Source organism: Citrobacter sp. R4 (assembly GCF_026719175.1).
Lineage (GTDB): Bacteria > Pseudomonadota > Gammaproteobacteria > Enterobacterales > Enterobacteriaceae > Citrobacter_A > Citrobacter_A sedlakii.
Map to the genome: position 1 here is coordinate 1 of NZ_JAPPSU010000015.1, position 20982 is coordinate 20982.

18 protein-coding genes, 2 tRNA genes and 2 rRNA genes are annotated in these 20982 nt (G+C 55.2%); 14 read left to right on the forward strand and 8 right to left on the reverse strand.

Features of this window, described 5'->3' with window-relative positions:
• From OOJ60_RS21410 to OOJ60_RS21425, 4 genes are all read left to right on the forward strand, one after another.
• Window positions 1–102 (forward strand): 23S ribosomal RNA (locus tag OOJ60_RS21410); the annotation flags it as partial.
• A 129-nt stretch (window positions 103–231) separates the two neighbouring features.
• Window positions 232–347: ribosomal RNA gene (gene rrf / locus OOJ60_RS21415) — 5S ribosomal RNA — on the forward strand.
• A gap of 54 nt (window positions 348–401) precedes the next feature.
• Window positions 402–478 (forward strand) — tRNA-Asp (locus OOJ60_RS21420).
• Between the two features lie 8 nt (window positions 479–486).
• Window positions 487–562 (forward strand) — tRNA-Trp (locus OOJ60_RS21425).
• A gap of 95 nt (window positions 563–657) precedes the next feature.
• Here OOJ60_RS21425 and hdfR read toward each other — a convergent pair.
• A complete protein-coding gene (hdfR, locus tag OOJ60_RS21430) occupies window positions 658–1491 on the reverse strand; it encodes an HTH-type transcriptional regulator HdfR (RefSeq protein ID WP_199957865.1) in 834 nt (277 codons plus the stop codon).
• A gap of 118 nt (window positions 1492–1609) precedes the next feature.
• Between hdfR and maoP the strand changes: the two genes are divergently transcribed.
• Window positions 1610–1948, forward strand: coding sequence for a macrodomain Ori organization protein MaoP (gene maoP / locus OOJ60_RS21435; RefSeq protein WP_042292859.1), 339 nt, complete (start codon window positions 1610–1612; stop codon window positions 1946–1948).
• Between the two features lie 25 nt (window positions 1949–1973).
• Here the strand turns inward: maoP and OOJ60_RS21440 are convergent, their stop codons facing one another.
• A complete protein-coding gene (locus tag OOJ60_RS21440) occupies window positions 1974–3494 on the reverse strand; it encodes a YifB family Mg chelatase-like AAA ATPase (RefSeq protein WP_205613155.1) in 1521 nt (506 codons plus the stop codon).
• A 351-nt stretch (window positions 3495–3845) separates the two neighbouring features.
• Between OOJ60_RS21440 and ilvL the strand changes: the two genes are divergently transcribed.
• The 7 genes from ilvL to ilvA all read left to right on the forward strand — a co-directional run bounded on the left by ilvL (window position 3846) and on the right by ilvA (window position 10399).
• Window positions 3846–3944 (forward strand): ilv operon leader peptide, encoded by a 99-nt coding sequence (gene ilvL, locus OOJ60_RS21445; RefSeq protein ID WP_001311244.1) that lies wholly within the window; start codon window positions 3846–3848, stop codon window positions 3942–3944.
• A gap of 86 nt (window positions 3945–4030) precedes the next feature.
• A complete protein-coding gene (gene ilvX / locus OOJ60_RS24910; protein ID WP_204375586.1) occupies window positions 4031–4081 on the forward strand; it encodes a peptide IlvX in 51 nt (16 codons plus the stop codon).
• Between the two features lie 2 nt (window positions 4082–4083).
• On the forward strand, window positions 4084–5730 hold the full coding sequence (gene ilvG / locus OOJ60_RS21450; RefSeq protein WP_205613156.1) for an acetolactate synthase 2 catalytic subunit: 1647 nt from the start codon (window positions 4084–4086) through the stop codon (window positions 5728–5730).
• The gene (gene ilvM / locus OOJ60_RS21455; RefSeq protein ID WP_042292846.1) at window positions 5727–5990 is read left to right on the forward strand and encodes an acetolactate synthase 2 small subunit; all 264 of its coding nucleotides are present in this window, start codon (window positions 5727–5729) and stop codon (window positions 5988–5990) included. Before ilvG ends, ilvM begins: the two co-directional genes overlap by 4 nt.
• 19 nt (window positions 5991–6009) lie before the next feature.
• Complete coding sequence (gene ilvE, locus OOJ60_RS21460) at window positions 6010–6939, forward strand: branched-chain-amino-acid transaminase (RefSeq protein ID WP_042292843.1); 930 nt, start codon at window positions 6010–6012, stop codon at window positions 6937–6939.
• A 62-nt stretch (window positions 6940–7001) separates the two neighbouring features.
• On the forward strand, window positions 7002–8852 hold the full coding sequence (ilvD, locus tag OOJ60_RS21465; RefSeq protein WP_042292842.1) for a dihydroxy-acid dehydratase: 1851 nt from the start codon (window positions 7002–7004) through the stop codon (window positions 8850–8852).
• Window positions 8853–8854: 2 nt separating this feature from the next.
• A complete protein-coding gene (ilvA, locus tag OOJ60_RS21470; protein ID WP_205613182.1) occupies window positions 8855–10399 on the forward strand; it encodes a threonine ammonia-lyase, biosynthetic in 1545 nt (514 codons plus the stop codon).
• Here ilvA and ilvY read toward each other — a convergent pair.
• On the reverse strand, window positions 10396–11286 hold the full coding sequence (gene ilvY, locus OOJ60_RS21475) for an HTH-type transcriptional activator IlvY (protein WP_042292841.1): 891 nt from the start codon (window positions 11284–11286) through the stop codon (window positions 10396–10398). The genes ilvA and ilvY overlap by 4 nt on opposite strands.
• A 152-nt stretch (window positions 11287–11438) precedes the next feature.
• Here ilvY and ilvC point away from each other — a divergent pair, with 152 nt between their 5' ends.
• On the forward strand, window positions 11439–12914 hold the full coding sequence (gene ilvC, locus OOJ60_RS21480) for a ketol-acid reductoisomerase (protein WP_042292840.1): 1476 nt from the start codon (window positions 11439–11441) through the stop codon (window positions 12912–12914).
• 63 nt (window positions 12915–12977) lie between these two features.
• Here the strand turns inward: ilvC and ppiC are convergent, their stop codons facing one another.
• The 4 genes from ppiC to OOJ60_RS21500 form a co-directional block, all read right to left on the reverse strand.
• Entirely contained in the window at window positions 12978–13259 is a 282-nt protein-coding gene (gene ppiC / locus OOJ60_RS21485; RefSeq protein WP_001140251.1) for a peptidylprolyl isomerase PpiC, read from the reverse strand.
• 100 nt (window positions 13260–13359) lie between these two features.
• Window positions 13360–14505 carry a glycerate kinase gene (locus tag OOJ60_RS21490; RefSeq protein WP_205613157.1) on the reverse strand — a complete coding sequence of 382 codons (1146 nt, stop codon included), beginning with the start codon at window positions 14503–14505 and terminating at the stop codon, window positions 13360–13362.
• A gap of 7 nt (window positions 14506–14512) precedes the next feature.
• Entirely contained in the window at window positions 14513–15781 is a 1269-nt protein-coding gene (locus tag OOJ60_RS21495) for a GntP family permease (RefSeq protein ID WP_042292830.1), read from the reverse strand.
• A gap of 119 nt (window positions 15782–15900) precedes the next feature.
• The gene (locus OOJ60_RS21500; RefSeq protein WP_042292828.1) at window positions 15901–17040 is read right to left on the reverse strand and encodes a sugar diacid recognition domain-containing protein; all 1140 of its coding nucleotides are present in this window, start codon (window positions 17038–17040) and stop codon (window positions 15901–15903) included.
• A 393-nt stretch (window positions 17041–17433) separates the two neighbouring features.
• Here OOJ60_RS21500 and rep point away from each other — a divergent pair, with 393 nt between their 5' ends.
• Window positions 17434–19458, forward strand: a complete 2025-nt coding sequence (gene rep, locus OOJ60_RS21505; protein ID WP_205613158.1) for a DNA helicase Rep — start codon at window positions 17434–17436, stop codon at window positions 19456–19458.
• Window positions 19459–19488: 30 nt separating this feature from the next.
• Here rep and gppA read toward each other — a convergent pair whose 3' ends face one another.
• The gene (gppA, locus tag OOJ60_RS21510) at window positions 19489–20979 is read right to left on the reverse strand and encodes a guanosine-5'-triphosphate,3'-diphosphate diphosphatase (RefSeq protein ID WP_205613159.1); all 1491 of its coding nucleotides are present in this window, start codon (window positions 20977–20979) and stop codon (window positions 19489–19491) included.
• Between the last annotated feature and the right edge of the window lie 3 nt (window positions 20980–20982).

Consider the following 20982-nt stretch of genomic DNA (forward strand, 5'->3'; position numbering starts at 1 on the left):
CTCCTGAAGGAACGTTGAAGACGACGACGTTGATAGGCCGGGTGTGTAAGCGCAGCGATGCGTTGAGCTAACCGGTACTAATGAACCGTGAGGCTTAACCTTACAACGCCGAAGATGTTTTGGCGGAATTGAGAAGATTTTCAGCTCAGATTCAGAGTTAAGTACGCAATAGTTTGCGCAGCCAGCGCTGCTGATGCGATAAAGTATTGCGTACAGAGCACAAAGAATTTGCCTGGCGGCCGTAGCGCGGTGGTCCCACCTGACCCCATGCCGAACTCAGAAGTGAAACGCCGTAGCGCCGATGGTAGTGTGGGGTCTCCCCATGCGAGAGTAGGGAACTGCCAGGCATCAAATTAAGCAGTAGACTGATGTAAAAATCAGTGGTTGTAGAAAAATTCGGTGGAGCGGTAGTTCAGTTGGTTAGAATACCTGCCTGTCACGCAGGGGGTCGCGGGTTCGAGTCCCGTCCGTTCCGCCACCCTAATTAGGGGCGTAGTTCAATTGGTAGAGCACCGGTCTCCAAAACCGGGTGTTGGGAGTTCGAGTCTCTCCGCCCCTGCCATAAAATAATCCTTAGCATTTGCTAAGGATTTTTTTTGTTTGTAAAACAGTGAATTCACCATCCCTTCTTATCGGCATCCTTGCCTCATGATTGTTTTATTCTTCCAGTACGCCGGTTTTTAAAAGATCTCTGATCAGCGCATGTTTATCGCTATTCTGCAGCCATATGGCGTATAACGGACGCGATAGCGTTGCACTGTCGGCAACGGTATGCAAACCGCCTTTTTCCTTAGCCCATGCTGTGGGTAACCAGGTGCAACCATTCAACGCCGACAGTTGCTGTCTGGCCAGTTCGGCGGAACTGGTGGTTAGCACGGGTATTTCATCCGAGGCGATCAGACCCACTTCATGCTGCTGAAAGTCCGGACCCCACTCCAGCCGCAGATAATTCAACGCATCCTTTAGCATAGAAGGGCGCGCGCAGTATAACGCCAGGGTGAAATGCCCAAGTAACTGACTACTGAATTCATCCATCTTCGGCGCTTCGGTCGTGATCAGCAGATCAAGCTGACGCTCATGTAACTGCTTGACCAGAGACTGGCGCTGGGCAATACGCGCTTCGAATTGCAGGCTGGTTTGCGGCTCTTGTGTCTGGTATAGCCGACCCAGCCAGTCATTGAGCATACACTCCCACAAAGAAGCGCTGGCACCGATAGAGAACTCATTATGCCTTGAGGTATGGGCGACTTCTTTGCGGGCCGCCTGCCACGTATTCATCAGCGTTTCGGCATAGGGTAAAAGCTTCTCCCCCGCTGCTGTTAAGCGGATATTGTTTCTGTGGCGTGTGAAAAGGTTCACGCCCAGCTGGTTTTCCAGCTGTCTGATGCGAAAGCTCACCGCCGACTGTGTCAGATAGAGTGCTTCCGCAGCCCGGCCAAAGTGGCGTGTCCGGCTCACTTCCAGGAAAGTTTTTAGCAATTCCGTATCCACAGTGCTCTCCGCAAAATTATTTGTCGTTATGATTTAAATGTTTTGTTTTACACTCTGTCAAGCGTAACTAATACTCCGCGCCATAAATAGCTCGGCCAAAGAATTAGGAGCGTGCAGGATGGCGGAAAGCTTTACGACGACTAATCGATATTTCGACAACAAATATTATCCACGCGGGTTCTCTCGTCATGGTGATTTCACCATCAAAGAGGCACAACTGCTTGAGCGTCATGGTTATGCCTTCAACGAGCTGGATCTTGGCAAGCGTGAGCCGGTTACCGAGGAAGAGAAACTCTTTGTGGCGGTATGCCGTGGTGAACGCGAGCCGGTGACCGAAGCGGAACGTGTATGGTCTAAATACATGTCGCGCATCAAGCGTCCAAAACGTTTCCACACCCTGTCAGGCGGTAAACCGCAGATGGAAGGGGCTGAAGACTACACTGAGTCTGATGACTAACGAAAAAAGGGCGTAAGCCCTTTTTTTACGTCAGGAGTTTCTGCAGATGAGCAAGCAACCTGTCTATGGCCCGGTAGCTCACTGCTTCCTGTAAATGCTGGCGAGTGATCCCTTCCGCCTGTTCGAGATCGGCAATGGTCCGGGAAACCTTCAACAAACGTTGCCACGCCCTGATAGACAGCCCCAGATGGATGAGCGTTTCTTCCAGCCACTGCGAATCCTCGTTGTTCAACGGGCAATGCTGACGAATTTCTTTATTTTGCAAATGTGCGTTGAGTTTACCCTGCCGCCTGTACTGCCGTTCCTGCGCAGCGATGACCCGCTGCTTAACCGTAGCGCTACTTTCACCTTTGACTTCGGTCTGACTGAGCATACCTGCAGGTAGCAACGGGATCTCCAACGAAAGATCGAAGCGGTCGAGAAACGGTCCGGACAGCCGGCCAAGATAGCGCAGTGTTTGTTCTGGCGTACATCGATTGTGTTTTCCCTGATAATGTCCGGTAGGGCTGGGGTTCATTGCCGCAACCAATTGAAAACGCGCCGGATAGGCGATCTTAGCCCGCGTGCGCGAAAGGTGAATCTGCCCGGACTCTATCGGCTCACGTAACGCATCTAATGTGCGTCGTTCGAATTCGGGGAGTTCATCGAGAAAAAGTATGCCGTTATGCGCCAGAGAAATTTCACCGGGTCCGGGAATGGAGCCGCCACCGACCATTGCCGCCAGGGATGCGCTGTGATGTGGCGATCGAAAGGGGCGCTGTTTCCACTGCTTTTGCACACTGGTCGAATTAACCAGGCTAAGGATTGCCGCGCTTTCCAGCGCCTCTTTGTTACTTAGAGGTGGTAATAATCCATTAAGCCGACTGGCAAGCATTGTTTTACCGGTGCCCGGAGGGCCAATAAGAAGTAGGTTGTGTCCACCTGCCGCCGTAATCTCCAGGCTGCGCTTACCTTGCTCCTGGCCAATAATATCGTTGAGATCGTCGTGAGTGGGCGAAGAACCCCATACGCCCGGAGAAGGGGGATCGAGCGGCTGCTTGCCTTCCAGAAATGCGCAGACTGCCTGCAGATGGTCGGCTATCAGACAGCCATCGCCGTCAATCAGTCCTACTTCGTCTTCATTCTCTTTTGCAACGATGATGCTTCTTCCTGCGCGTATCGCTTCGGTAGCGCTGGAGATGGCGCCAGGAACGCCACGTAGCGCGCCTGTAAGCGCTAATTCGCCCACTAACTCATATTGATCAAGCCTATGGGTCTTAAGCTGCTCAGAAGCCACCAGAAGCGCAACGGCGATAGGTAAATCGTATCTCCCTCCCTCCTTGGGGAGATCGGCAGGGGCAAGATTAATCGTGATTTTCTTAGCCGGGAATTCATACCCGCTATTGATAATAGCGCTACGAACCCGATCCCGGGCCTCCTTTACGGTGGTTTCCGGCAGCCCCACCAGCGTCAGGCCTGGGAGCCCGTTACTGATATGGACTTCGATTGTGATAGCCGGCGCGTTAACGCCGAGCGCAGCTCGCGTATGAACAATTGACAGTGACATAGCCCCTCCAGAGGCCATGATTATGGCGTACGCGTTAGGGGGAATGTTGTGTAATTTTGCGTTTTTTCGAGGGGTATTCCGGTATTTTTACTGAATTTGAAAGCATAGAACCGTATTCCGGAAGACTGCTCGCAAAAGGCGATCAGACAGGTATGTTGCACAACGGAAACAGCGAGTTACCCGTGCAAGGTGAATTTTTTTCAAATATTACTTTTTGTATAAAAAACAACGACGTTACGTTTAATCATCAACAGCATCGGAAAAAACAAACCAAAAAAATCTTGTGCAATCGGCAAAATCTATGGTAACTCTTTAGGCATTCCTTCGAACAAGATGCAAGAATCGACAAAAATGACAGCCCTTCTACGAGTGATTAGCCTGGTCGTGATTAGCGTGGTGGTGATTATTATCCCACCGTGCGGGGCTGCACTTGGACGAGGAAAGGCTTAGAAATCAAGCCTTAACGAACTAAGACCCCCGCACCGAAAGGTCCGGGGGTTTTTTTTGACCTTAAAACTACCATCGAGGAGCAGATAATGAATAACAGCATAAAATTCTGTTTCTCAGGATTTACGGCGGGGAACTAACTATGAATGGAGCACAGTGGGTGGTACATGCGTTGCGTGCGCAGGGTGTCGAGACCGTTTTCGGCTATCCCGGTGGCGCAATTATGCCGGTCTACGATGCGTTGTATGACGGTGGCGTGGAGCACCTGTTGTGCCGCCATGAGCAGGGTGCTGCGATGGCCGCTATTGGCTACGCCCGCGCTACAGGTAAAACCGGAGTCTGTATCGCCACTTCCGGTCCGGGGGCGACTAACCTGATCACCGGCCTGGCGGATGCGCTGCTGGATTCCGTTCCGGTAGTGGCTATCACGGGGCAGGTTTCTGCGCCGTTCATCGGTACTGATGCATTTCAGGAAGTGGATGTATTAGGTCTTTCGCTGGCCTGCACCAAACACAGTTTCCTGGTGCAGTCGCTGGAAGAATTGCCACGCATCATGGCAGAGGCGTTTGACGTCGCCCGTTCCGGCCGTCCCGGTCCTGTACTGGTCGATATCCCGAAAGATATCCAGTTAGCCAGCGGTGCGCTGGAGCCATATTTCACCACCGTTGAAAGCGAAGCGGCTTTCCCCCATGCAGAAGTTGAACAAGCTCGCGCTATGTTGGCGCAGGCGCAAAAACCTATGTTGTACGTCGGCGGCGGCGTAGGAATGGCGCAGGCGGTACCGGCGCTGCGTGAGTTTCTGGCGACAACACAAATGCCCGTTACCTGTACGCTGAAAGGTTTGGGCGCCGTGGAGGCTGACTATCCGTACTATCTGGGGATGCTTGGTATGCATGGCACCAAAGCGGCAAATTTCGCGGTACAGGAGTGCGACTTACTGATTGCGATCGGCGCACGTTTTGATGACCGGGTGACTGGCAAATTAAACACTTTCGCGCCGCACGCCAGTGTGATTCATATGGATATCGACCCGGCTGAGCTGAACAAACTGCGCCAGGCCCACGTTGCGCTGCAGGGCGATTTAAATGCCCTTCTGCCTGCTTTACAGCAACCGGTAAATATCGATGCGTGGCGCCAGCGTAACGCGGAGCTGCGAGCGGAACACAGCTGGCGCTACGACCATCCGGGCGATGCCATTTACGCGCCGCTGCTGTTGAAGCAGTTGTCCGAACGTAAACCGGCAAACTGCGTGGTGACAACCGATGTCGGCCAGCACCAGATGTGGTCAGCGCAACACATGACTTATACCCGTCCGGAGAATTTCATCACCTCCAGCGGATTAGGCACCATGGGGTTTGGCTTACCGGCTGCGGTAGGCGCACAGGTTGCGCGGCCCAACGATACCGTAATCTGTATCTCCGGTGATGGCTCCTTCATGATGAACGTTCAGGAGTTAGGCACCGTAAAACGCAGGCGGTTACCGTTGAAGATGGTATTACTGGATAACCAACGGTTAGGGATGGTTCGACAATGGCAACAACTGTTTTTTGCAGAACGATATAGCGAAACCACTCTGACCGATAACCCCGATTTCCTCATGTTAGCCAGCGCTTTCGGCATCCCTGGCCAACACATCACCCGTAAAGACCAGGTTGAAGCGGCACTCGACACCCTGCTGAACAGCGAGGGGCCATACCTGCTTCATGTCTCAATCAATGAACTTGAGAATGTCTGGCCTCTGGTGCCGCCTGGCGCCAGCAACTCTGAAATGCTGGAGAAAACATTATGATGCAACATCAGGTCGCCGTTGAAGCGCGCTTTAATCCCGAAACGTTAGAACGCGTATTGCGCGTGGTCCGTCATCGCGGATTTCAGGTATGCGCCATGAATATGGAAGCCGCCAGCGATGCGCAAAACATCAATATCGAATTAACCGTTGCCAGCCCTCGGTCGGTCGACTTACTGTTTAGTCAGTTAACAAAACTGGTAGACGTTGCACATGTAGCCATCTGCCAGAGCACAACCACATCACAACAAATCCGTGCTTGAGCGCGACAGGAAGAAAAAAATGACGACGAAAAAAGCTGATTACATTTGGTTCAATGGGGAGATGGTTCGTTGGGAGGACGCGAAAGTCCACGTGATGTCCCACGCGCTGCATTACGGTACGTCCGTGTTTGAAGGTATCCGTTGCTACGACTCTCACAAAGGACCGGTGGTGTTCCGTCATCGTGAACACATGCAGCGTCTGCATGACTCAGCCAAAATTTATCGTTTCCCGGTTTCGCAAAGCGTGGACGAATTGATGGAAGCCTGTCGCGACGTGATCCGTAAAAACAACCTGACCAGCGCCTACATACGTCCGCTGGTGTTTGTCGGTGATGTTGGCATGGGCGTGAACCCACCTCCGGGATACAACACCGACGTGATCATCGCAGCGTTCCCATGGGGCGCATACCTGGGCGCCGAAGCCCTGGAACAGGGGATCGATGCGATGGTGTCGTCCTGGAATCGCGCAGCGCCAAATACCATTCCGACGGCGGCGAAAGCGGGCGGCAACTATCTTTCCTCTCTGCTGGTGGGCAGCGAAGCCCGCCGCCATGGGTATCAGGAAGGTATCGCCCTGGACGTGAATGGCTATATCTCCGAAGGCGCAGGCGAAAACCTGTTTGAAGTGAAAGATGGCGTGCTGTTCACGCCGCCGTTTACCTCTTCCGCGCTGCCGGGTATCACCCGCGACGCGATCATCAAACTGGCGAAAGACCTCGGTATCGAAGTGCGCGAGCAGGTCCTGTCCCGCGAATCCCTGTATCTGGCTGACGAAGTGTTTATGTCAGGTACCGCGGCGGAAATCACCCCGGTGCGCAGCGTTGACGGAATCCAGGTAGGCGAAGGCCGCTGCGGTCCGGTCACGAAGCGCATTCAGCAAGCCTTCTTCGGTCTCTTCACCGGTGAAACGGAAGATAAATACGGCTGGTTGGATCAGGTTAATCACTAAGAATAAAAAATGGGACGGCACGCACCGTCCCATTTCACAGACAGACACTGGGAGTAAAAAGTATGCCTAAGTACCGTTCCGCCACCACCACTCATGGCCGCAATATGGCGGGAGCCCGCGCGCTGTGGCGCGCCACTGGAATGACCGATGACGATTTTGGTAAGCCGATCATTGCGGTCGTGAACTCGTTTACCCAGTTCGTGCCGGGGCACGTGCACCTGCGCGATCTCGGTAAACTGGTTGCCGAACAAATAGAAGCCGCAGGTGGCGTGGCGAAAGAGTTCAACACCATCGCCGTGGATGATGGTATCGCCATGGGCCACGGAGGGATGCTTTATTCGCTGCCGTCCCGCGAATTGATCGCCGATTCAGTCGAGTACATGGTGAACGCCCACTGCGCTGATGCGATGGTTTGTATCTCCAACTGCGACAAAATCACCCCCGGAATGCTGATGGCCTCATTGCGCCTGAACATTCCGGTGATCTTTGTTTCCGGCGGTCCGATGGAAGCCGGGAAAACCAAACTGTCCGATCAGATCATCAAACTCGATCTGGTCGACGCGATGATCCAGGGCGCAGACCCGAAAGTCTCTGACGACCAAAGCAATCAGGTTGAACGCTCTGCCTGCCCGACCTGTGGTTCCTGTTCCGGAATGTTCACCGCCAACTCCATGAACTGCCTGACCGAAGCGCTGGGCCTTTCCCAGCCGGGCAACGGTTCGCTGTTGGCGACCCACGCTGACCGTAAACAGCTGTTCCTTAACGCCGGCAAACGCATCGTTGAGCTGACGAAACGCTACTACGAGCAGGACGACGCCAGCGCGCTGCCGCGCAACATCGCCAGCAAGGCAGCATTCGAAAACGCCATGACGCTGGATATCGCCATGGGCGGTTCAACCAATACCGTTCTGCACCTGCTGGCCGCCGCGCAGGAAGCGGAGATTGACTTCACCATGAGCGATATCGACAAGCTGTCCCGCAAAGTGCCGCAATTGTGCAAGGTGGCGCCAAGCACCCAAAAATACCACATGGAAGATGTCCACCGTGCGGGGGGCGTGCTGGGGATCCTCGGCGAACTGGATCGTGCGGGGCTGCTGAACCGTGACGTGAAAAACGTACTGGGGCTGACGCTGCCGCAAACGCTTGAGCAGTACGACGTGATGGTGACGCAGGATGAGGCCGTGAAGCAGATGTTCCGTGCCGGTCCCGCTGGTATTCGCACCACCAAAGCGTTCTCGCAGGACTGTCGTTGGGAGACACTGGACGACGATCGCGCGGGAGGATGTATCCGCTCGCTGGAACATGCCTACAGCAAAGACGGCGGTCTGGCGGTACTGTACGGTAACTTCGCGGAAAACGGCTGCATCGTAAAAACCGCAGGCGTGGACGACAGCATCCTGACTTTCACCGGCCCGGCGAAAGTCTACGAAAGCCAGGACGACGCGGTAGAAGCCATTCTCGGCGGCAAAGTGGTGGAAGGCGACGTTGTGGTGATCCGCTACGAAGGGCCGAAAGGCGGTCCGGGAATGCAAGAAATGCTCTACCCAACCAGCTTCCTGAAATCCATGGGCCTCGGCAAAGCCTGTGCGCTGATCACCGATGGTCGTTTCTCTGGCGGGACCTCTGGTCTCTCCATCGGCCACGTTTCCCCTGAAGCGGCAAGCGGCGGCAATATTGGCCTGATTGAAGATGGCGATCTGATCGCCATTGATATCCCTAACCGTGGCATTCAGTTGCAGGTGAGCGACGCCGAACTGGCGGCGCGCCGTGAAGCGCAGGAAGCGCGCGGTGACAAAGCCTGGACGCCGAAAAACCGTCAGCGTCAGGTGTCGTTTGCCCTGCGCGCCTACGCCAGCCTCGCGACCAGCGCAGACAAAGGCGCGGTGCGCGACAAATCCAAACTTGGAGGCTAATGATGGCCGAGTCACAACCCTTATCAGCCGCCCCCGAGGGGGCGGAATATCTCCGGGCGGTGCTGCGCGCGCCGGTTTATGAAGCGGCGCAGGTCACGCCTCTGCAAAAAATGGAAAAACTCTCCTCGCGCCTCGACAACGTCATCCTGGTGAAGCGCGAAGACCGCCAGCCGGTGCACAGCTTTAAGCTGCGCGGCGCTTACGCGATGATGGCGGGCTTAACCGAGGACCAAAAAGCGCGCGGTGTGATCACCGCGTCGGCGGGCAATCATGCGCAGGGCGTGGCGTTTTCCTCTGCGCGTCTGGGCGTGAAGGCGCTGATTGTCATGCCGGTTGCGACTGCTGATATCAAAGTGGATGCGGTGCGCGGTTTTGGCGGAGAAGTCCTGCTACACGGCGCGAATTTTGATGAGGCGAAAGCAAAAGCGATCGAACTGGCGCAGCAGCAGGGCTTTACCTGGGTGCCGCCGTTCGACCACCCGATGGTGATTGCCGGGCAGGGGACGCTGGCGCTTGAACTGCTCCAGCAGGACGCTCACCTTGATCGCGTGTTCGTGCCGGTGGGCGGCGGCGGCCTGGCGGCAGGTGTGGCGGTGCTGATCAAACAGCTGATGCCGCAGATCAAGGTCATTGCCATTGAAGCGGAAGACTCTGCGTGCCTGAAAGCGGCGCTCGATGCCGGGCATCCGGTCGATCTCCCGCGTGTGGGGCTGTTTGCCGAGGGCGTGGCGGTCAAACGCATCGGCGATGAAACCTTCCGTCTGTGCCAGGAGTATCTTGACGATATTATCACGGTTGATAGCGATGCTATCTGCGCGGCGATGAAAGATCTGTTCGAGGACGTGCGTGCGGTGGCGGAACCGTCCGGCGCGCTGGCGCTGGCGGGCATGAAAAAATATATCGCCCAGCACAACATTCGCGGCGAACGTCTGGCGCACGTGCTGTCTGGCGCTAACGTTAACTTCCACGGCCTGCGCTACGTTTCCGAGCGCTGCGAGCTGGGTGAACAGCGTGAAGCCTTGCTGGCGGTGACCATTCCGGAAGAGAAGGGCAGCTTTCTGAAATTTTGCCAGCTCCTCGGCGGTCGTTCGGTAACGGAATTTAACTACCGTTTTGCCGATGCCAAGGATGCCTGCATTTTTGTCGGCGTGCGTTTAAGTCGCGGTCTGGAAGAGCGCAAAGAGATCCTTAATTTGCTGCATGAAGGCGGCTACAGCGTGGTCGATCTCTCTGACGACGAGATGGCGAAGCTCCATGTGCGCTATATGGTCGGCGGGCGTCCATCTAAGCCGCTGAAAGAACGGCTTTACAGCTTCGAGTTTCCGGAATCTCCCGGCGCCTTGCTGAAGTTTTTGTATACGCTCGGCACCCACTGGAACATCTCTCTGTTCCATTACCGCAGCCATGGCACCGACTACGGGCGCGTGCTGGCAGCCTTCGAACTGGGCGATCACGAGCCGGATTTCGAAACGCGCCTGAACGAACTGGGCTATGAGTGTCACGACGAAACTCAAAACCCGGCGTTCCGTTTCTTCCTGGCGGGCTAGTGGTTCGGCAATATCTTCCAGAACGCATCAATCAGCGGCTCATGCAGCCGCTTTTTCGTTGCGCACACCCCCAACTCAAACGGGGTTTTTTCGTCGCTACGCTCTAAAATCATCACGCGATTGCGTACCGGTTCAGGACTGTTTTCCAACACCACTTCCGGCAGCAGCGCCACGCCGCAGCCGAGCGCGACCATCGACACCATCGCTTCATGCCCGCCGACGGTTGCGTAAATCATGGGGTTACTGATTTTATGGCGGCGAAACCACAGCTCAATGCGGCGGCGCACCGGCCCCTGGTCAGCCATGATGAACGGCACTGTCGACCAGTCGGGTTTTTCCACCGCGACCTGACTGCGTACCGGGCAGGGTAGCGCCGGGGCGATCAGCACCACCGCCAGATTCTCCAGCATCGAGAATGCCACCGCGCCGGGCAGCGTTTCAGGTTTCCCGGCAATGGCGAGATCCGCTTCGCCCGTCACCACCTTTTCCATCGCGTCGGCGGCGTCGCCCGTGGTGAGTTTAATTTCCACCGAGGGGTGCTCCGCGCGAAAGCGATCGAGAACAGGCGGCAAATGACTGTAAGCGGCGGTCACGGAGCAGAAAATATGCAGCTCGCCGGAGAGCGACGGTCCCTGCTGATCGAGCGTGTGCCGCAGTTGCTGATACTGCAATAAGGTCTGTTGGGCAAAGACCCGTAGCTCTTCGCCCGCTTCCGTGAGCGTGACGGTGCGGTTATCGCGCACGAACAGCGGCTGGCCAAGGTCTTCCTCAAGGCGCTGTATCTGTCGGGAAAGCGTGGACGGGCTGACGTGCATCGCCCGGGCGCTGCGGCCAAAGTGACGGCTTTCCGCCAGATGCAGGAACATTTTCAGATCGCGTAAATCCACCGATTCCACTCCCTCTTTTTACATTGCAAAAATTGCAATGTGACGTTGTGAATATATCAATTTCCGCAATAAATTTCCTGTTGTAATGTGGGTACATTCTCGCTGAAACGCGAACCGAACAATAAGACACACAACATCACGAGGTATCACCCATGGCTAACTACTTTAATACACTGAACCTGCGCCAGCAGTTGGCGCAGCTGGGCAAATGCCGCTTTATGGGCCGCGATGAATTTGCCGATGGCGCGAGCTACCTTCAGGGTAAAAAAGTGGTCATCGTCGGCTGTGGCGCGCAGGGGCTGAACCAGGGCCTGAATATGCGTGACTCCGGTCTGGATATCTCTTACGCCCTGCGCAAAGAAGCAATTGCCGAAAAGCGAGCGTCCTGGCGTAAAGCGACCGAAAACGGCTTTAAAGTGGGTACCTACGAAGAGCTGATCCCGCAGGCGGACCTGGTGGTAAACCTGACGCCAGACAAGCAGCACTCTGACGTGGTGCGTTCCGTACAGCCGCTGATGAAAGACGGCGCCGCGCTGGGTTACTCTCACGGCTTTAACATTGTTGAAGTGGGCGAGCAGATCCGTAAAGACATCACCGTGGTGATGGTGGCGCCGAAGTGCCCGGGTACGGAAGTACGCGAAGAGTACAAGCGTGGCTTCGGCGTGCCGACCCTGATCGCGGTTCACCCGGAAAACGATCCGAAAGGCGAAGGCATGGCGATTGCCAAAGCATGGGCGGCAGCGACCGGTGGCCACCGCGCGGGCGTGCTGGAATCGTCCTTCGTTGCCGAAGTGAAATCTGACCTGATGGGCGAGCAGACCATTCTGTGCGGCATGCTGCAGGCGGGTTCTCTGCTGTGCTTCGACAAGCTGGTGGAAGAGGGCACCGACCCGGCATACGCGGAAAAACTGATTCAGTTCGGCTGGGAAACCATCACCGAAGCGCTGAAGCAGGGCGGCATTACGCTGATGATGGACCGCCTGTCTAATCCGGCGAAACTGCGTGCTTACGCGCTGTCCGAACAGCTGAAAGCGATCATGGCGCCGCTGTTCCAGAAACACATGGATGACATCATCTCCGGCGAGTTCTCCTCCGGCATGATGGCGGACTGGGCGAACGACGATAAGAAACTGCTGACCTGGCGTGAAGAAACCGGTAAAACCGCGTTCGAAACGGCGCCACAGTATGAAGGCAAAATCAGTGAGCAGGAGTATTTCGATAAAGGCGTACTGATGATCGCGATGGTGAAAGCGGGCGTTGAGCTGGCGTTCGAAACCATGGTGGATTCCGGCATCATCGAAGAGTCTGCGTACTACGAATCCCTGCACGAACTGCCGCTGATCGCGAACACCATCGCCCGTAAGCGTCTGTACGAAATGAACGTGGTTATCTCTGATACCGCCGAGTACGGTAACTACCTGTTCTCTTACGCCTGCGTACCGCTGCTGAAAGAGTTCATGACCACCCTGCAGCCGGGCGATCTGGGCAAAGCGATTGCGGAAGGGGCGGTAGACAACGCGCAGTTGCGCGATGTGAACGAGGCGATTCGCGGCCATGCTATCGAGCAGGTAGGTAAGAAACTGCGCGGCTATATGACCGATATGAAGCGTATCGCTGTCGCTGGCTAATTCCGCGTTGCCAGCATCCGGCAAAGATAAAAAACCCGGTGTTTGAAGACACCGGGTTTTTTGTTAGTTACGGTACAGCACCTTAATGATGTGGTAGCCGAACTGGGTGTGCAGCGGACCGGTTGGTTCCAGTACCGGGCAGGAAAAGACCACTTTATCGAATGCCGGAACCATCTGGCCCTGACGGAATTCGCCCAGGTCGCCGCCGCGTTTGCCAGACGGACAGATTGAGTGTTTCTTCGCCAGTTTGCCGAAGTCGGCGCCGTTTTTAATCTGCTCAAGAAGATCCAGCGCCAGTTTTTCTTCTTTAACAAGAATATGCAGTGCTGCTGCTGTTTTTGCCATGATCGTGCCTTGCGTGGGATGAGTGAAGCGGGCGATTTTAGCACGGGGCTGGTGAGAAAGAATATCCAGGCCAGCTACTGCTTGCTGGCCTGGCTGAAGATTAGCGCATCTGCTGCTGTGATAATTTCCAGACGCTGGCAATATTGCGTGCCGAAACGCGCAGGTTGTATTCCGCATCCTGTAGCGCTTCCGGCAGCGTGGCGATTCGCGTCAGCACGGAGAACACCGCGTCCAGCCCGTGCTGATGCACAATCTGGTGATCGGTCGTTAAGCCGCCCGCCAGCGCGATCACCGGTTTCTGATACCGCTTAGCGCAGCGTGCGACGCCAATCGGCGTTTTACCGCTGATGCTCTGGCTATCAAGACGACCTTCACCGGTGATCACCAGGCTGGCATCCGCGACCAGGCTATCGAGATGCAGCGCGTCAATAACAATCTCCACGCCCGGCTTTAACTCCGCGTTCAGTATCCCTAACAGCGCCGCGCCCATGCCGCCTGCGGCGCCTGCGCCAGGCGTCGTCATCACGTTTCGTCCGGTTGCGTCCTGAAGCCGTTTACCAAAGTTGGCCAGCGCAGCGTCTAAGGAGGCAACCATTTCCGGCGTTGCCCCTTTTTGCGGACCGAAGATGGCTGACGCTCCTGTTGCGCCACAGAGTGGATTGTTAACGTCGCAGGCGACGGTGACAGAAACGTTTTTCAGTCGAGCGTCGCAGCCTGAGGCATCGATGATGGCCAGGTCACTTAGCGCGCCGCCGCCGAAAGGAAGCGATTTCCCGTTTGTATCAAGCAGCGCCACACCAAGTGCCTGTAGCATACCTGCGCCGCCGTCATTGGTGGCGCTACCGCCAATCCCGAGAATAATGCGCTCAACGCCGTGGTCCAGCGCGGCAAGGATCAATTCGCCGGTGCCATAGCTGGTGGTGAGCATAGGGTCACGGCGTTCTGGCGGGACATGATGCAGTCCGGATGCGGAGGCCATTTCAACGATTGCCGTTTTCCCATCTCCCAGCATACCCCAGCGCGCCTGTACTGGCGTCCCCAGCGGTCCGGTCACATTCTGGAACAGATAATGGCCTTCGGTTGCTTCAACCATTGACTCGACGGTACCTTCGCCGCCGTCTGCCATCGGCAATTTGACATACTCGGCCTCGGGATAAATTTCACGAAATCCCTGCTCGATAGCGGTGGCCACCTGCATGGCCGATAAACTTTCTTTAAATGAATCTGGTGCAATGACTATTTTCATCGTGTTCTTACCCGGCAAGTCCGAAGACGCCAAACATCAGTGTGGAAATCAGGGCGATAACAAAACCGACAAGGGTTTCATAAGGCAGCAGTTTTAACCGTTCGTGGATCGGCATGCCGACACTGCCGCCCGTGGCGTGGAAGAAGCTGCCGTGGGGCAGGTGATCCAGTACGGTTGCGCCAGCGTGAATCATGGCGGCACCGGCAAGGGCTGATACGCCAAGACCCAGCAGCGTCTGGCTGAATACCCCGGCGGCAACGGCGGTTCCCGCCGTGGTGGACGCTGTTGCCATAGACATGATCGCGCCGGAAATAGGGGCCAGCAGATAAGAAGGCAGGCCGGAAGAGGTCAGCCCATGAATGAGCACATCTTTCAGTTCCGAGTTGGCGATAATCCCGGCGAGCGTACCGGTACCGAGCAGCATGATGGCTACCGGCGCCATGCGCGTAAGCCCGGACATCATAAAGGCGTTACTTTGCTTAAACCTACCCATCAGGATCGCACCGGCTAACCCACCGACGGGCAGGGCAATCAGCGGATCGATGGCGATACCCGCAACAGGTCGTAGCGCCAGCAGCACAATGGCGACGAGCGGCGCGCTGATAGCGGCAAGAAATCCCGGCTGCTTGCCGTGGTTGTCGTGTGAAATCACTTCGTCGGGCATCACCATCAAGCCTTTCTGGCTGAGACGTTTTGCCAGGAAATAAGCCACGATCAGGCCGAACAGACCGGGGATTATCCCGGCCATCATCACGGAGGTGAGGGGAACATGAAAGGCGTCCGACGCGGCGATGGCATTGGGGTTAGGCGACATCACATTACCCGCTTTACCGCCGCCAATCATCGCCAGCAGAATGGCGAGTTTCGACAAACCGGCACGACGGGCAATAGACAGGGCAATCGGTGCAACGGTGATAACCGCCACGTCGATAAATACGCCGACGGCGGTCAGAATCATCGTCGCAATGGCTAAGGCTAAAAGCGCCCGGCTTTCGCCCACTTTTTTCACTACCGTTTCAGCGATGGTGTTTGCCGCGCCGGATTCAATTAATACGCCGGCCAGTACACCTGCCGCGAGAATGCGCAGCACGGCATTGGTAATGCCTTGCGCGCCGGTGACCATTAGCGTCACGGTTTGCACCAGATCGGCGCCGCCGACCAGACCGCCTACCAGCGCGCCGACCATCATGCCGTAAGCCGGCGAGACTTTGCGTAAAATTAAAACGATCGCCACCACGAGTGCGATGATGGCGCCAGTTGCTGTTATTGAAACCATCTTCTGCTTTCTCCATGAAAATAACAGGGGGCAGTATGGAGAAAGCAGCCGCGTTAGACTTGTGTGTATCGGCTAAAAATACGGCGCCAGACGGCGAAAAATTTGGAGGAAAATACAGTTCAGCGCTGTAACTCCATGCCGATATACAACCAGAGTAACTGCTTTAAGTTATTGATTTGTATTCCTGTAATATCTTCCACTCGCTGCAGTCGATAGCGTAATGTATTGACATGAATATGCAGGCTGGTCGCTGTTTGCGAAAGATCACAATTATGCTCAAAATAATGCTGTAGCGTTTTTTGCAGAACGCCTTTGGTGTCCTGGGCAACCAGATCGCGCCAGATTTTGGATAATTCTTCCGCTTGCCAGGTACCGGAAAGCCCGCCCAATAATGACGCCAGCGCATAGTCGTCATGAAAAATGAACTGATGCTTCAACTTCAGTCTTTTCGCCATGGCCTGGGTGGATTTCGCGGTCTGAAAAGAGCGACGCAGGCCGTTTTCGCCGGTGAAATAGCCACCGACAATCAGTCGGGAAAAACCACAGGACTGTGCGTAATGTTTAAATCTCTGCAGATCGCTTAGTTCCAACGATTTATGCCAGACGCCGTTTTTTAGCGCGATAGGTTTTAAGATTATCAGCTCATTAAAGTCGGAAAACGTGACCAAATGGTCGCGGGCGCGATATTCAAAATACTCCATCAGATTACGCAGCGCGTCGCGATCCGGTTGTTGCAGTTCCATAATCACCACCACCCGCGGAAGCTGGAGATTAATTCCCAGCCATGAGACCACCGCGTTCAGCGAGTCCGGCGGCGGGTCACGCAAAATCAGCTGATTAATCAGCTCTTCGCGGTAACGCTTATCCCACTGTTTTTGCTCGAGGAGCGCCATTTGTTCAATGATTAATTCCGAAGCCATCTTCACCAACTGCGCATATGCCTTCACTTCACCAGGCTCGCCGGTAATGCCCAGTACGCCAATCAGCTGGTCGCGAAAATTAATCGGTAAATTGATGCCGGGCTTAACGCCTTTAAGCTTATTGGCGGTCGCGGAATCAATTTCGACGACCCGGTTTTCGGTCAATGCGAGTACGGCGCCTTCATGGCGTTGATGTAAACGTGAGGCTTCCCCGGAAGCAATGATCATCCCATGCTCGTTCATCACATTTACCGAGTACGGAATTATCCCCATTGTGCGTTGAACTATCTGGCGTGCGGTAGAGTCTTGCAGGTAATAATTAGCGTGAATCTTGTTCATTTTATGCTCAGCATGAAAGGCGGGCGCAATATGTGGCCCATATCCGATCTATTAGCGTATCCAGTGGTGAAATGTTTCGGGTGAACAGACAAAGAAAGCGGGCAGTACGGCCTCTTTTTTGTCGGTTTATACAAATAAAAATGCCCCAGGAAGCTTGTATCCTCTGTTTTCCCTTTAAACTCAAATGATTAATTCTTTTTCTGTTCGCCTGTTCCGTCTTTTTTTTCGATGTGATCGACGTAGGATATTGTTCGGAAATTAATCATTTCTTGCACGCCAGCGCCGTGTTCTTTTCTTTCAGGCGGCCTCCGTACGTACAGTCACGGAAAGCTCAATCTCTGCCTCGCTTTCTGCTACAATCCCTCCCCCGTTCGAAGATTGAGCAACATTCCCATGCGTTTAAACCCCGGCCAACAACACGCTGTCGAATTCGTCACCGGACCTTGCCTGGTGCTGGCGGGGGCGGGTTCCGGTAAGACACGCGTTATCACCAACAAAATCGCCCATTTGATACGCGGCTGCGGTTACCAGGCGCGACACATCGCTGCGGTGACCTTTACCAACAAGGCGGCGCGCGAAATGAAAGAACGTGTCGGGCAGACGCTGGGGCGTAAAGAAGCGCGTGGGCTGATGATCTCCACCTTCCATACGCTGGGGCTGGAGGTGATAAAACGCGAATACGCCGCGCTGGGAATGAAATCCAATTTCTCGCTGTTTGACGACACCGATCAGGTCGCCTTGCTGAAAGAGCTGACGGAAGGGTTGATTAACGATGACAAAGTGGTGCTGCAACAGCTGATCGCGACGATCTCAAACTGGAAGAACGATCTCAAAACGCCAGCCCAGGCGGCAGCAAGCGCGAAAGGCGAACGCGATCGCATTTTTGCGCACTGCTATGGCCTGTACGATGCGCACCTGAAAGCCTGTAACGTTCTCGACTTTGACGATCTGATTTTACTGCCAACACTGCTGCTGCAGCGTAATGAGGAAGTGCGCGAGCGCTGGCAGAACAAGATCCGCTATCTGCTGGTGGACGAGTATCAGGATACCAATACCAGCCAGTACGAGCTGGTCAAGCTGCTGGTGGGGAACCGCGCGCGCTTTACCGTCGTGGGTGATGACGACCAGTCGATCTACTCCTGGCGCGGTGCGCGACCTCAAAACCTGGTGCTGTTGAGCCAGGATTTTCCGGCGCTGCAGGTTATCAAGCTGGAGCAGAACTACCGCTCTTCCGGGCGGATCCTGAAAGCAGCAAATATTCTTATTGCCAATAATCCGCACGTCTTTGAAAAGCGGCTCTTTTCGGAGCTGGGATATGGCGCGGAGCTGAAAGTGCTTAGCGCAAACAACGAAGAGCATGAGGCCGAGCGTGTAACCGGCGAACTGATCGCCCATCACTTCGTGAATAAAACGGAATACAAGGATTACGCCATTCTGTATCGCGGTAATCATCAGTCGCGGGTGTTTGAAAAATACCTCATGCAGAACCGTATTCCGTACAAAATATCCGGCGGCACCTCGTTCTTCTCTCGCCCGGAGATCAAAGATCTGCTGGCCTATCTTCGGGTGCTGACCAATCCGGATGATGACAGCGCTTTCCTGCGCATCGTGAATACGCCAAAACGCGAAATCGGACCGGCTACGCTGCAAAAGCTGGGCGAGTGGGCTATGACCCGCAATAAAAGCCTGTTTACCGCCAGCTTTGATCTGGGCCTGAGCCAGACGCTTACCGGGCGCGGCTACGATTCGTTGACCCGATTTACCCACTGGCTGGGTGAAATCCAGCGTCTGGCCGAGCGCGAACCCATTGCCGCCGTACGCGATCTGATTCACGGCATTGATTATGAATCCTGGCTGTACGAAACCTCGCCCAGCCCGAAAGCGGCCGAAATGCGCATGAAAAACGTCAACCAGCTGTTTAGCTGGATGACTGAAATGCTGGAAGGCAGCGAATTGGATGAGCCGATGACGCTGACCCAGGTGGTGACACGCTTTACGCTGCGCGACATGATGGAGCGCGGTGAAAGCGAAGAAGAACTGGATCAGGTTCAACTGATGACGCTTCACGCCTCGAAAGGTCTGGAGTTTCCGTATGTGTTTATGGTGGGAATGGAAGAGGGATTTCTGCCGCACCAAAGCAGCATCGATGAAGACAACATTGATGAAGAACGCCGTCTGGCCTACGTAGGCATAACCCGCGCGCAAAAAGAACTGATCTTCACCCTCTGTAAAGAGCGCCGTCAGTACGGCGAGCTGGTACGCCCGGAGCCGAGCCGTTTCCTGCTGGAATTACCGCAGGACGATCTGATCTGGGAGCAGGAACGCAAAGTGGTAAGCGCAGAAGAACGCATGCAGAAAGGGCAAAGCCATCTGGCGAACCTGAAAGCAATGATGGCGGCAAAGAAAGCGAAGTTATAGGCCGGATTCGCGAAGCGTCATCCGGCAAAATCACGACGACTGAACATCTAAAGGCCAGTGAACATAGCTTTGCCACTGGCTTTCCTGCGCAATCAACTCATTTCCCAGCGGATGCTGTTCCAGCCACCCTTTCGGTAGCGTAATCGTCAGTATCTCATTTGTCGCCTGCAGGGCGATCGACGGCAGCAGATCGTCACGACGGCGGCTGGCGAAAATAATCGCCAGTCTTAGCAGACGACAAAGGTGCTCAGCCACGCGCGGCGGCACGGCGTTTTGCTGGTGCAGCGAGGAAAGATCAACCGGGTTGGTTTGGTTCAATAACAGCGTGGCGAGCAGTTTTTTCTGCGCGGGGGTGAATCCAGGCAGGTCCAGATTGCGCACCAGATACGCCGCGTGCTGAGGCGCTTGTTTGAAATCTACGCTCAGGCCGATTTCATGCAGCATGCAGGCGCTGATCAACAGTTCGCGGCTGATCGGCTCAAGATGCCACTCATGTTCTACTTGTCCGACGAAATTCTCCGCCAGTCTGGCAACGCGGTTCGCTTGTTCGGTGTCGACCATAAACCGACGCTGGACGTTACGCAGCGTACGGCTACGAATATCCTGATCGACTGCAAGATGCAGCATACCGTACACCAGCCCTTCGCGCAGCGCGCCGCCGGCCAGGGTCATGCCCTGAATATTCAGTTCGGTAAAAATGGCGATGAGAATGGCCAACCCGCTGGGGAATACCAGTGCGCGTTCAAGGGTTAAGCCCTCAATTTCCAGTTCTTCCAGCCGGCCACAGTGAATCGCCCGCTGTTTCAACTGCTGGAGTTTCGACAGCGTAATGCGCTCATCCATGCCCTGCGCCATCATGATTTCCTGAAGCGCCTGCACGGTGCCGGATGCACCAACGCACACTTTCCAGCCGTGGTAGCGAAGTTCATCGGCTACCGGACGCAGCACGTCTCGCGCGGCTTTTTCCGCTTCGTCGAAATTTTCCTGCGCCAGATTACGGTCGGTGAAATAGCGCTCAAGCCAGGTGACGCAGCCCATCGACAGACTAAACAGCGACGTGGTTTGTGCGCCCGTGCCGGTAACCAGTTCAGTGCTCGCGCCGCCGATGTCGACAACCAGTCGCTGATCCGCGCCGCCGGTGGTATGCGCCACGCCCTGATAAATCAGGCGCGCTTCTTCTTCGCCGCTGATGACCTGTACCGGGCAACCGAGAATCTCTTGCGCTTTAGCGATAAATTCATCGGCATTCACCGCTATGCGTAGCGTTGCGGTCGCAACCACGCGGATTTGCGGCTGAGGAATATCCTGAAGGCGCTCGGCAAACAGGCGCAGGCATTGCCAGCCGCGCTCCATAGCTTCAGCAGAAAGGGTGTTCTCGCTGTTCAGGCCAGCGGCCAGACGCACCTTGCGTTTAATTCGCGTGAGCGTCTGGATGCTTCCCGCCACCTCGCGCACCACCAGCATATGAAAACTATTCGAGCCTAAATCAATTGCGGCGTACAGCGAGGAGGTGCTTAGCATGTT